Origin of the sequence: Actinoallomurus oryzae (assembly GCF_039541955.1) — a bacterium.
Classification (GTDB): domain Bacteria; phylum Actinomycetota; class Actinomycetes; order Streptosporangiales; family Streptosporangiaceae; genus Actinoallomurus; species Actinoallomurus oryzae.
On sequence record NZ_BAABHF010000067.1, the window covers coordinates 1 to 12,727 of the forward strand.

9 protein-coding genes are annotated in these 12,727 nt (G+C 70.6%); 8 read left to right on the forward strand and 1 reads right to left on the reverse strand.

Features of this window, described 5'->3' with window-relative positions:
- The 7 genes from ABEA10_RS48490 to ABEA10_RS48520 form a co-directional block, all read left to right on the forward strand.
- Positions 1 to 1,097: MinD/ParA family ATP-binding protein (locus ABEA10_RS48490; protein WP_425551066.1), on the forward strand; the 1,097-nt coding region annotated here is incomplete at its 5' end.
- A 129-nt stretch (positions 1,098 to 1,226) separates the two neighbouring features.
- Positions 1,227 to 3,755, forward strand: coding sequence for an ATP-binding protein (locus ABEA10_RS48495; protein ID WP_345475482.1), 2,529 nt, complete (start codon positions 1,227 to 1,229; stop codon positions 3,753 to 3,755).
- Between the two features lie 86 nt (positions 3,756 to 3,841).
- Positions 3,842 to 6,088 (forward strand): type IV secretion system protein, encoded by a 2,247-nt coding sequence (locus ABEA10_RS48500; RefSeq protein WP_345475484.1) that lies wholly within the window; start codon positions 3,842 to 3,844, stop codon positions 6,086 to 6,088.
- Between the two features lie 7 nt (positions 6,089 to 6,095).
- Positions 6,096 to 6,722 (forward strand): hypothetical protein, encoded by a 627-nt coding sequence (locus ABEA10_RS48505; protein ID WP_345475485.1) that lies wholly within the window; start codon positions 6,096 to 6,098, stop codon positions 6,720 to 6,722.
- 61 nt (positions 6,723 to 6,783) lie between these two features.
- The gene (locus ABEA10_RS48510) at positions 6,784 to 7,875 is read left to right on the forward strand and encodes a C40 family peptidase (RefSeq protein ID WP_345475486.1); all 1,092 of its coding nucleotides are present in this window, start codon (positions 6,784 to 6,786) and stop codon (positions 7,873 to 7,875) included.
- 75 nt (positions 7,876 to 7,950) lie between these two features.
- Complete coding sequence (locus tag ABEA10_RS48515) at positions 7,951 to 8,340, forward strand: (deoxy)nucleoside triphosphate pyrophosphohydrolase (protein ID WP_345475487.1); 390 nt, start codon at positions 7,951 to 7,953, stop codon at positions 8,338 to 8,340.
- Complete coding sequence (locus ABEA10_RS48520; protein ID WP_345475488.1) at positions 8,340 to 8,639, forward strand: MTH1187 family thiamine-binding protein; 300 nt, start codon at positions 8,340 to 8,342, stop codon at positions 8,637 to 8,639. Before ABEA10_RS48515 ends, ABEA10_RS48520 begins: the two co-directional genes overlap by 1 nt.
- On the opposite strand, the gene ABEA10_RS48525 is transcribed toward ABEA10_RS48520, so the two are convergent.
- The gene (locus ABEA10_RS48525; RefSeq protein WP_345475489.1) at positions 8,634 to 10,541 is read right to left on the reverse strand and encodes a serine/threonine-protein kinase; all 1,908 of its coding nucleotides are present in this window, start codon (positions 10,539 to 10,541) and stop codon (positions 8,634 to 8,636) included. The two genes, ABEA10_RS48520 and ABEA10_RS48525, sit on opposite strands and share 6 nt — an antisense overlap.
- A 304-nt stretch (positions 10,542 to 10,845) precedes the next feature.
- Between ABEA10_RS48525 and typA the strand changes: the two genes are divergently transcribed.
- Complete coding sequence (gene typA, locus ABEA10_RS48530) at positions 10,846 to 12,702, forward strand: translational GTPase TypA (protein WP_345475490.1); 1,857 nt, start codon at positions 10,846 to 10,848, stop codon at positions 12,700 to 12,702.
- The last annotated feature ends 25 nt before the right edge of the window (positions 12,703 to 12,727 follow it).

Sequence of the window (12,727 nt, forward strand, 5' to 3'; positions counted from 1 at the left end):
CGGCCGGTCCGACACCCCCCGCGCAGGTCCCGCTGCCGCCGTCCGCCACTCCGCAGCGCGGCGGCGCCGCGCGTCCCGGCGCCCCGGCACGCCCCAAGGCGCCGGCGGCACGGGCCCCGCAGGCATGGACCGAACCGACCGCGGCACCGCCCGAGTCGCCGGCGCGCGGCGTCCGCTCGGGCCCGGCCTCACCCGTGCGGCCCGGCCCGATGCCGACGCCCGCGCCCGAACACGAGGGCCGTGATGACGAGAGCCGCGGGATCCGCCGGATCTTCTCCGGCGGCGGCCAGGGAGACGGCGACTACGAGCAGCGGGTGCGCACCGCGTTCGAGGGCGCACGCCGGGTCGTCGTCCTGGGCTGCACCGGTGGCGCCGGGCAGACGGTGACCGGGCTGATGCTCGGCCACACCTTCGCCCAGCACCGCGGCGACCGCATCGTGGCGGTCGACGTCAACCCGGGCCCCGGGGCCATGGCGCGGCGCACCCGCAGCGAGACCCGCGAGACGCTCACGTCGCTGATCACGCACGCCGAGCAGGTCACCGGCTACCAGATGATGCGCCGCTACACCTCCGTGGCCAAGTCCGGGCTCGAGGTGGTCGCGGCGGGCAAGAACCCGGTCCAGGCCCTCGACGACCGCGACTACGCCCTCGCGATGCGCACGCTCGACCGCTTCTACTCGATCACACTGCTCGACGCCGCGGCCGCGGTCGTGGCCCGGGTGCTGCCGTACGCCGACCAGATCGTGCTGGTCGCCCCGGCCAGCTCCGACGCGCCGCGTGCGGTCGCGATGACGTTCGAGTGGCTCGACGGGCACGGGTACGAGGACCTGCGCTCGAAGGCCGTCACGGTGATCAACGGAGTGAGCCGTCGCAGCATGGAGGACGTCGAGCAGGCCGAGTCGGTCGCGCGCGGTCGCTGCCGGGCGCTCGTCCGCATCCCCTGGGACGACCATCTCAGCCTCGACCGGGCGCCGCGCAATGAGCTGCGCGCTCTGCGCGCGTCGACCCGGAAGGCCTACATCGCGCTCGGCGGCGTCGTCGCCGGCGGCCTCGTCCAGGTACCCGACCGCTACCCACGGCAGGAGGTCTCGCGATGAGCCCGTCCGCAGGCGGCGCGCGCAGAGCGCGACCGGAGACTGCGTTGGCCGAAAACGGTGCCGGCCCGAAACGGTGTTGGCCGAAATGCGTGTCCGTCCGCGGAGTGAGTGAGGAGCGGGAGCCCCCGAATGAGTAGGACGTCCAAGGTCCGCAGCAGGCTGGCCGTGCGGTATTTCGACGACCGGATCCTGCTCACCGACAACGCGGCGTGGGCGTACTTCCGGCTGCCGACGGTGTCGTACGAGTTCACCACCGCCGAGGAGCGCGAGGCCCTCGCCACCAACATCACCATCGCGATGGCCGGCATCCGCATGCAGGACGCCGAGATCCACCTGCGGATCGCCCACCGCACCTACCCCGCGGCCGAGTGGGCACTGGCGCTCGACCAGACCTCTGACGGCGGCCCGGGCTGGCGCGACTACCTCGAAGAGATGTACGCGCACGTCTGGTCGAAGGACTTCTGGACCAAGGAGGTCTACCTCGGTGTGCGGCTCGGCCCCCGCGGGGTCGGCGCGCAGCTGTCCGGGGGCGCCTTCCGCCAGCTGTTCGGCTTCTACAAGCGCAGCGAAGAGGCGCTCGGCCTGCACGACGACGCGATCTCGGCCAAGGAGATCGGGCGCTGGACCGAGCAGGCCGAGCGGATCGGCCGGGCGCTCAGCGGCAGCGCGCTGTACGCGCGGCACGCGTCCTCGACCGAGGTCGCGTGGCTGTTCCAGCACGCCGCCAGCGGGTCCCTCACGGATCCGCCACCGTCGGCCACGCCGCGCCGCACCTGGGGAGCCGGCGAGATCGAGACGCTGGTCGAGGGCGCGATCATCAACGGCCGGTCGAACCTGCGGATGGAGCAGCCGGACGGCTCGTCGTACGCCGCCTACCTGTCGTTCGCCCGGTTCCCGGACCTGATGCCGTTCCCGGACGGCGAGCCGTGGCTGCACTACGCCGACGCGCTGCCGTTCCCGGTCGAGGTGTCGGCGCGGATGAAGCTCGTCCCGCCGGCGAAGGCCTCCAAGGACGTGTCGCGCAAGCTGGCGCACGCCCGCGACATGGACCAGCACATCCGGGAGGCCGGCGCCGAGGCGCCCATCGCCCTCGCCGAACAGATCGACGCCGCCCGCATGCTCGAACACGGCATCACCAAGGAGCGGCTGCCCTTCGTGTACGGCTGGCACCGGCTGATCGTTTCCGCGCCGACCGAGGAGCTGCTCCAGCAGCGTGTCGACGCCGTGGTCGAGCACTACCGCGACCTCGGCATCGACATCGTGTGCTCGACCGGCGACCAGTTCTCCCTGTTCTGCGAGTCGTTGCCGGGCGACCGGATCCGGGTCAACGCCTACGCACAGCGGCAGCCGCTGCGCACGATCGCGGGCGGCATGCCCACCGCGACGGTCGATCTGGGCGACCGGCTCGACCAGAACTCCGCCGGATGGGTCGGCCCGTACATCGGCGAGACTCTCGGCCGCGCGCGCTCGGTGGTGCACTTCGACCCGCTCGTGGCCGCCGCCCGCAACCGGCCCACCGCGGTCGCGATCACCGGCGAGCCCGGCGGCGGGAAGACGACGCTGGCGCTGCTGCTGATCTACCAGATGGCGCTGCGCGGCGTCACGGTCGCCGCGATCGACCCCAAGGGCGACGCGGAGTCCCTGGTCGAGCTGTTGCGCCGGCGCGGACGCCGCGCCCGCGTGCTGCCGCTCGGCTCGGCCGCGCCGGGCCTGCTCGACCCGTTCAGCTTCGGCGACGACCTCGCCGCCAAGAAGACCATGGCCACCGAGACGCTCCGCCTGCTCCTGCCGCGCATGTCGGAGGAGCGCGAGTCGGCGATGATCCAGGCCGTGGGCGCGGTGGCCAACCAGCCGCAGCCCTCGCTCGGCAAGGTCGTCGACTATCTCGACGCCTCCGACGATCCAGCGTCGAAGAACCTCGGTGCCGTGCTGCGCTCGATGTCGGAGATGCGGCTCGCGCGGCTGTGCTTCGACCCGTCCGGCGGAGAGCGCATCGACACGGCCGGGTGGACGACGGTGTTCACCCTCGGCGGCCTGACCCTGCCCGACGTCGCCATCAACCGCGACGACTACTCCTACGAGCAGCGGCTGTCGGTCGCGCTGATGTACCTCGTCTCACAGTTCGCGCGACGGCTGATGCACGGCCTCGACCGGCACCTGCCGAAGGCCATCTTCCTCGACGAGGCATGGGCGATCACTCAGACACCGGAGGGCGCCAAGCTGATCCCCGAAGTGTCACGTATGGGGCGATCCCGGAACACCGCCTTGATTCTGGTCTCACAGAACGCCGGGGACCTCTTGAATGAACAGGTGACGAACTGCCTGTCGTCCGTCTACTCGTTCCGCTCGACGGAGCGCAACGAGGTCGGCAACGTGATGGCCCTGCTCGGCGTGGAGAACTCCGACGAGCACCGGGCGGTCCTTCGGAACCTCGGCAACGGCGAGTGCATCTTCCGCGACCTGGACGGCCGCGCGGGCCGCATCGGGGTCGACCTCGTCTCCGAAGAGCTGCTCCGCTGGCTCGACACCAACCCCACGCGTTCCAAGCCCGGCGAGACCGCCGCCCCCAACGGCCGCGCCGACGACGCAACGCCCCCCGGCCCGCACAGCGCTCCGCACGACCCGGCGACCGAAGCCACCCAGGAGGTCCCGCGATGAGGGTGCCCCCCACCCGCCGCCGGCGAAAGGCGGCGGGGCCCGCAAAACCACGGCGGAAGCGCAGGTCGCTTCTCATCCTCTGCCTGATGGCCGTCTTCGTCCTCAGCCCCTTGGGCGTGGCCAGCGCGGCACCGGTTCCGCCCCTTCCGACGGCGCCGGGATCGAATCCGAACGACGCCTGTTCGCCAGCCGACCATCCCTCTCCGGAGGAGTACGGGTCCGGAATCGACGGCATGGTCAAGCCGCCCGACTACCCGAGCCAGCAACTGCAGAAGTCGCCACCGGACCGGCTGACCTACTACGACCGCTACGGCACCGAGGGCCAGTCCTGGCACGCGGTCGACATGGGCTGCTCGGACGCCATGGCGATGGTGGGCAACTCCATCTCCAACGTGGTCTTCACGCTGGCGAAGGCCTTCGACCGGACGACGATCACCATCTATGAGGCGGCGGCGTCGGAGTCGTTGCTCGGCTGGTTGAAGAAGACCGTCGACGGCGTCATCAAGGGCATGGGCAACACCTTCGGCGCCAAGTACTGGTCATGGGTGGTCATCCTCGGCGCGTTGTGGCTGGCCTGGTGGGGACTGATCCGGCGACGAGCGAGCCGGGTCGCGGAGGGCACCATCTGGATGGTCATGGCGATGGTCGCCCTCGTCTGGCTGATCGGCAGACCCAGCGACTTCACGACACTCGGCACGAAAGTGTCGAACGGCGCGACGGCGGCGTTCAACGCCGCGCTGCCGCAGAGCAACGCCAACGCCTCGGCCTGCATCCCCGGCGGCCCCGGGGCGCAGCAGGCGGTGCAGAACGACGCGGTCACCCGTAACGCCAACGGGCTGTGGGTGACGCTGGTCTGCAAGCCGTGGTTGATGGGCGAGTTCGGCACCGACGACGCGAAGAGCAAGATCGTGCAGGACAACGGCGCGAAGCTGCTGTCGTCGCAGGCGGTCGACCTCACCGAGACCTACTCGGGCAAGAAACCGGACGTCGGCCAGAAGGCAGACGACTACAAGGCCGTCACCAAGAACATCAAGGAGAACTATCCCGGCGTCTATCCGCTCTTCCAAGGGAAGAACTGGACCTCGCGCCTGGCGGTCTCCTTCGGCGCGCTGCTCGCCGCGCTCGTGGCCGGCCTGCTCGTCCTCATCATCGCGGTCATGCTGATGGTCCTGAAGATATCGTTCCTGCTCCTGCTGGTGGCGGGGCCGATCTTCCTGGGGATCGGCATCCATCCGGGGATCGGGCGGGTCATCGCCATCCGGTGGTTCGAGCTGCTGCTGTCGACGCTGCTGAAACAGGCGGCGCTGATCGGCGTGCTCGCCCTCCTGCTGTGGTGCTACGGCCTCGTCATGGCGGAGAGCCTGCCCTGGGGGCTGCAGATCCTGCTCATCTCTCTGGTGACGCTCGCGGCGTTCATCTACCGCAAGCCGTTCCAGCATCTCTTCGCCGCCGTCGGCTACTCGGCCGTCGGCTCGCGTAAGAGTGAGGAGCATCTCGACCAGGCGGTACGAGAGACGCGTAAGCGGACCACCGCGGTCGCCACGGCGGCGGTGCCGGGAGCCGCGGGCTACCGGTTCGGACGCTGGGCGGCGAAGCGCGAGTCCGGGGCGGCGACGACCGCGCCGAGCCTCGTCATGACCGACGACGGAGAGCAGGCCGGCGGCGCGGTTCCGGCCGGGTCCGAGCGGCGGAGCCGCGCGTCCCAGCTGGCGGCCAAGGCCGCCGGCGCGCCGCGCGGAAGCGCGCCGCCGCTCAACCTGTCCCCGCGGGCGCAGCCTCCCACGTCACCGTCCGGCGGGAGGGCGAACGGCGGTGCGATCCGAGGGCTCCGGCCCAGCGGGTCCGGTGCGTCCGGAGGCTCCACGCGGCCACCGGCCGGCGGCGCGCCCGCGCGCGAAGACCGGCCGTCCGCGCCCAGCGGTGGCAACAGCCGGCCGCCCGCGTCGGCCATCGGGCCCAGCTGGGGCGGCGGTGGCCGCAGCGGCGGCTCGGGCTCCGGCGGCGGCGGCGCGTCGCCCCGGCGCCAGGACGGCGGCAACGGAGGCCGCGGCTGGTTCGGCGGCGGCGAAAAGGAGGGCTCGGGCGGAGGCAGAGGCCGGTCCGGTGGCGGCCGCACGGCGGCACGGCCCGGCTCCGGCCGGCCCGGCGGGTCGGCCAAGGGCGGATCGGGCGGCAGGCGGGATCCCGCGTCCGGCGCCGGCAGACGGGACACCGACGGCACGGAAGGCGGCGCCCGGCAGGCGCCACCGCTGTGGTCCGGGAAGTCCCGTGAGGAGGCACCGGCCATGCCGTTCTGGCTGCGCCCGGTGAAACGCGACGACGGCGAAGAGTGAGCTACGGATGGATCTGACGGACCGTCAGCGCAAATGGCTGTTCGGGGGACTCGTCGTCGTACTGGCGGCGGTCGGCGTGTTCCTCACGATCGGTAGCGGCGGAGGGCACCACGGCGCGCGTGCCGAGCACGCGAGCACACCCACGCCGAGTGCGCCGCCGTCCACGGGCAGCGCCTCGCCGGTGAGCGGGCCGACGCCATCGCCCGGTTCGTACGACATCTTCTCGCTGCTGCCGTTCACGCAGAAGGACTTCACCACCGCGGCGGACGTCGCACGCCGCTTCACCGCCGCGTACGGCACCTATCGGTTCGACGAGGACCCGCAGGCGTACCTCAACCGGATGCGCACCCTGGTCACCTCCGACGTGCTGAACCAGCTCCAGCAGGGGGTCGCGGCACCCGGGACCATCGCCCAGCGGAAGCAGGACCAGGAGAGCTCCACGTGCGACGCCACGCTGGACTCGATCCGGGACATGTCCAAGGACCAGCTCATCTTTCTCGCGACCGGGAAACAGCACATCACCAAGGGAGGGAAGACGACCGACTCCAGCCAGCAGTACGCGGTCACGATGACGCGTTCCGGCGGCGGCTGGGTGGTCTACGCGTTCGCACCGGCAGACGTAGGTGATAAGTGAGAGGCAGGAAATGAGGCTTCGCCGGCGCCTGAGGAAGATAGGCAGCGGCTTCGGGGGGCGCATGAACAGCCGCCGCTTTGTCTCGCTTCATCGTTTCGCCCGTACGGACCGGGGTGCGGTCCGGCTACCGATCGTCATCATCGCGGGCACCGCCGCGATGTTCCTGCTGAGCCTCGTGGCGATTCCGCTCTTCTTCGGCGCCAACCAGCTGTACCAGGGCGCCGCGGGCGGAGGGGACTGCACCGACACCTCCGGAGCCGCCACGCAGCCCCAGCAGTCGGGGGACGCCAACAGCATCCCGTCGAACTACCTCGCGCTGTACAAGAAGGCCGGCCAGCAGTACGGCATCCCGTGGAACGTCCTCGCCGGCATCGGATGGGTGGAGACCCACCACGGGACGCTCAAGGCCCCTGGCGTGCTCAGCGGAGAGAACTTCGCGCACGCGGGCGGACCGATGCAGTTCATCCCCGGCACCTGGAAGATGTTCGGCGTCGACGGCAACAACGACGGGAAGAAGGACCGCTACGATCCCGCGGACGCCATCCCCGCCGCCGCGCGCCTCCTCAAGCACGACGGCGCGCCCACCCACATGCGCTCGGCGATCTTCGCGTACAACCATTTGGTCTCGTACGTGAACAACGTGCTGTCGACGGCGCAGAAGTACGCGAGCGGAACCTTCAACGTGGTGCAGGCCAACGGCCCGACGTGCGCCGACATGAACGGTGCCCCCGCCGCCCCGAACGCCGTCGTCGCCAAGGTCATAACGTTCGCCAAAGCCCAGCTCGGCAAGCGGTACGTCTACGGGGCCGTCGGCCCGGACACCTTCGACTGCTCTGGCCTGACGATGACCGCCTACCGAACCGCCGGTGTGACCATCCCCCGGCTGTCCGACGCGCAGTACTGGTGGGGCGCGTCGGTGCCCAAGGGCAAGGAGCAGCCGGGCGATCTCGTCTTCTTCGACTACAAGCCCGGCCACAGTGGGCCGGGTCACGTGGGCATCGTCTACAACCCTCAGAAGGGCATCATGATCGTCGCCCCGCACACCGGCGACGTGGTGAAGCTCCAGAATTACAAGACCTATCCCGGCGGAGCGGTCGGCTTCACCCGGCCGACCGCGCACAACGGGCACAACGGTCCGACGAAGCACCTCTGACGGCGAAGAGACGTCTGAGTCCGGAGCGACGGCACGCGGTCGGGGCGTCGGCTAATGAGAGGGAGGTGGGCCGGCATGCGCGGTCTTGTCGTCGGGGCGGCGATCATCGCCGGGGGCCGGCTTCTGGCGGCACAGCGGGCGGCACCGCCTGAACTGGTGGGCGGCTGGGAGCTTCCCGGCGGAAAGGTCGAGCCCGGCGAGACGGTCGAAGAGGCGCTCACCCGTGAATGCCGCGAGGAACTCGGTATCGAGGTCACCGTCGGACGGCGGATCGGGGATGACTGGCCGCTGCACAACGGTTATGTCATGCATGTCTGGACCGCCACGATCGCGAAGGGCGAGCCGGAGGCCCTCGAGCATTCGGATCTGCGCTGGCTGAGTGAGGCGGAGCTGTTCGACGTAGCGTGGTTGCCGGCCGACCTGCCCGTGATCGAGGCGGTACGTGCGCACCTCAAGGAGTCTTGATGATCGTTGCCTTTTCCGTGACGCCGCTGGGCGTCGGCGAGTCGGTAGGGGAGTACGTCGCCGACGCGGTGCGCGTCGTACGGGAGAGCGGGCTGCCCAACCGGACCGACGCGATGTTCACCAGCATCGAGGGGGAGTGGGACGAGGTGATGGACGTGGTCCGCCGGGCGGTCGACGCGGTCGCCGCCCGGGCGCCGCGGGTCAGCCTCGTGCTCAAGGCCGACATGCGCGAGGGAGTGTCGGAGGGCCTGACCTCCAAGGTCGAGACGCTCGAGCGGCATCTCGGCACCGGTTCATGAGGGAGAAGGCGACGGGTCGGCCGCCGAAGCCTTGATCAGCGCGAGCACCTCCGGCCGCACGAGATCGGAGATCCTGTCGTACGGAACGGTGATCACGGTCTCGGCGCATGCCCAGAAGTAGCCCAGCAGCGGAGGCATGACGTCGAACTGGAGGCCCGTTCCCGTCGGCATCAGATCGAGTACCCGGGTCTCCTTGTCGTCATTGTCGAGGGTGCGGGCGCTCAGCGTGTCCTCGCCGGACCTCTCGCTCCCGGCGCAGAGTCCCTTGCCGGGAGCGGCGTCGGAGATGCGCCGTTCGAGGTCGGCCAGGCCGGATCGGGTGACGGCCTCGGGCCGGAGGATGTCCGATGCCCTGAGTCGCCGGCCGGTGGTGAGGTCGACGGTGACGGCACGCGTGGTGCCCAGATCCAACGGAGTGAGCGGTGCGTTGTGGGCCTTGAAGACGTAGCGTGCCGCCACCAGCCGTGGACCGCGTAGCCCGAGCTCGATGCCTGTCGCGATCGCCGGGTTCTTCACCCCGATGCCCCCGGCATCCGCGACACGGGCCACGCGGTAGCGCCGCAGTTGTTCATCAAGTGGCGCTCGCAGTTCCCGGTTCACGCGTTGTGCCACAGCCGGGTCGCGCAGGCCGTCGATACGCACGTACTTCCCCGCGACCATGAGGGCCGGGCGCGTGTACCGCTCGGTCAACGAGGCGAACGCGATGGTGGGGCCCTTCGGCGCAGCCGACCGGGGCGGTCCGTGGTGTTCGCGGGCGCCGCCGTGGTTCACGATGACGAAGACGGCCGCCGCTCCGACGACGATCGCGCCGACGACGGCCGCGCCCGCCTTGGCGCCCGCGTGGCCGAGCACGGTCTTCGCGGCCCCGTTGCCGGTCGCGCCCGTGCCGCCGTTCGCGCCACCGGTGGCGCCTCCGCCCGTGCCGCCCGCTCCTCCACCGCCTGCCCCTCCACCGCCTGTTCCTCCACCGCCCGGTCCGCCCATGCCGCCACCTGCGGCCCCGCCTCCACCGCCCGATCCGGTGCCCAGCGCGATCGCCAGAGGGGAGAGCGCGGCCAGCGCGGCGGCGATCTCGGCCAGGTGGCGCCGGCCGGCCCGTTCCCAGCCGCGTCCATAGGCCTCGGTCGCGATCAGCTCCAGCTCACCGACGAAGTCGAGTGCCGACGACGGCCGGTCGGACGGGTTCTTCGCCATGCCGCGTAGGACGAGCGGGCGTATCGGCTCGGCGACGTCCTCAACGGGGACCGGCGCGGTCAGATGGAGGTGCTTGAGGGCGTCCTGGTCGGTGCTTTCGTACGGCGGACGGCCGCTGACGCACTCGAAGAAGACGCACGTCGCGGCGTACACGTCGGTGGAAGGTGCGGCATGGCCGCCCGTCCACTGCTCGGGGGCCATGTACTTCGGTGTTCCGGCCGGCACGTCGGCCTGGCCGGAGCGGACCGCGATCCCGAAGTCGGCGATCTTGCTCTGTCCGTCGTTCTGGACCAGCACGTTCCCGGGCTTGTAGTCGCGGTGCACGATCCCTGCGGAGTGGGCGGCGCCGAGGCCGACCAGCGAGCCCTTCAGCACGGCGAGGGCGGCCTCGGGGCCGGCCGGGCCGTGTGCGTCCAGTACCGCGCGAAGGGACGCGCCGGAGACCGCCTCCATCACGATCGCTGCGGCGCCCTCTGCCTCCGCGTACTCGTACAGCCGGGTGACATGCGGGCTGTGGAGAGTGGCCAGGATCCGGGCCTCCTGGCGGAACCGGGCCAGGAACCGGTCGCCGCCGAGACGTTCCACGGAGAGATATTTGATCGCCACGAGGGTGCCGGACCCATCGTGGCGCGCCAGCACGACCCGGCCGAAGGCACCCGTGCCCAACTCGCGCAGTTCCGTATAGCCCGGGGCTCTCCAGTCGGTCACACCTGCTCCTCGGTGCTGTGGCGGCGCCGGACATAAGTGCGCGAGACGCCCCGGTGAATGCTCCGGCCAGGATCGAGGCGCCCCGCACAATCGTTCGACGCGAAGGGTGCCGGATCGGTTGCCGTCAATACCGATACTTCCCTGGCATCTGCCACTTCCGGGCATCTGCCCGGTGCCGCCGCCCTGGGCCGCACGGGGGTCAAGCCGCCCGGTCGGCCAAGGCGCCCCGGTCGGCCAAGTAGACTTGTGGTCGCCGCGTGGATCCCGCGGCCACTCCCACACCCACGAAGCGAGACCCGCACGCATGCCCACCGCCATCAGGGACGATCTGCGCAACGTCGCCATCGTCGCCCACGTCGACCACGGCAAGACCACTCTCGTCGACGCCATGCTCTGGCAGTCCGGCGCGTTCCGCGAGAACCAGGACGTCAACGAGCGGGTCATGGACTCCAACGATTTGGAGCGCGAGAAGGGCATCACCATTCTCGCCAAGAACACCGCGGTCCGCCACGGCGGCATGACCATCAACATCATCGACACGCCGGGGCACGCCGACTTCGGCGGCGAGGTCGAGCGCGGCCTGTCGATGGTGGACGGCGTCGTCCTCCTCGTGGACGCCTCCGAGGGCCCGCTGCCGCAGACCCGGTTCGTGCTCCGCAAGGCGCTCAGCGCGAAGATGCCGGTCATCCTCGTCGTCAACAAGGTCGACCGGCCCGACGCGCGCATCGCCGAAGTGGTCGACGAGGCCTATGAGCTGTTCCTCGACCTCGACGCGTCCGAGGACCAGATCGACTTCCCGATCGTGTACGCCTCGGCCAAGGCCGGCCGGGCGAGCCTCACCAAGCCCGACAACGGCGGGCTGCCGGACAGCGAGGACCTCGAGCCGCTGTTCCAGGTGATCCGCGAGACCATTCCGGCCCCGTCGTACGACCCGGACACGCCGCTGCAGGCGCACGTGACCAACCTGGACGCCAGCTCCTACCTCGGCCGGATCGCGCTGTGCCGCGTCCACGCGGGCGTCATCAAGAAGGGACAGCAGGTCGCGTGGTGCAAGCACGACGGCACCATCGAGCGGGTGAAGATCACTGAGCTGATGATGACCGATGCGCTCGAGCGCAAGGCCGCCGAGGAGGCGGGTCCGGGCGACATCATCGCCATCGCCGGCATCCCGGACATCATGATCGGCGACACGCTCGCCGACGCGGAGGACCCGCGTCCGCTGCCGTTGATCACCGTCGACGAGCCGGCCATCTCCATGACGATCGGCACCAACACCGGCCCGCTCGCGGGCCGCGAGAAGGGCACGAAGGTCACCGCGCGGCTGGTCAAGGACCGCCTGGACCGCGAGCTCGTCGGCAACGTCTCGATCCGCGTTCTGCCGACCGAGCGGCCCGACGCGTGGGAGGTCCAAGGACGTGGCGAGCTGGCGCTCGCGATCCTCGTGGAGACGATGCGCCGCGAGGGGTACGAGCTCACCATCGGCAAGCCGCGGGTCGTCACCAAGGAGATCGACGGCAAGGTGCACGAGCCGGTGGAGCGGCTGACGGTCGACGCGCCCGAGGAGTACCTCGGCGCGATCACCCAGCTCCTGGCCGTGCGCAAGGGCCGTATGGAGCACATGACGAACCACGGCACGGGCTGGATCCGGATGGAGTTCCTCGTGCCGGCGCGTGGTCTGATCGGTTTCCGCACCGAGTTCCTCACCGAGACCCGTGGCACGGGCATCGCGCACCAGGTGTTCGAGGGCTACGAGCCGTGGTTCGGCGAGCTGCGCACCCGGCCGACCGGATCCCTGGTCTCCGACCGGACCGGTGCCGCCACGGCGTACGCGATGTTCAACCTCCAGGAGCGCGGCACGCTGTTCGTCGCCCCGGCGACCGAGGTGTACGAAGGAATGATCGTCGGTGAGAACTCCCGTGCCGACGACATGGACGTCAACATCACCAAGGAGAAGCAGAAGACCAACGTGCGGTCCTCGACCGCGGAGGTCTTCGAACGCCTCACCCCGCCGCGCGTGCTCAGCCTCGAGGCGGCGCTGGAGTTCATCGCCGACGACGAGTGCGTGGAGCTGACCCCGGCCGCGATCCGGTTGCGCAAGGTGGTCCTGGACTCCAAGGAGCGCGAGCGCATCCGCGCCCGCGGCAAGCGCGGCCAGGTCTGACCGGGCCGGGGTCGAGCGGGTCCGG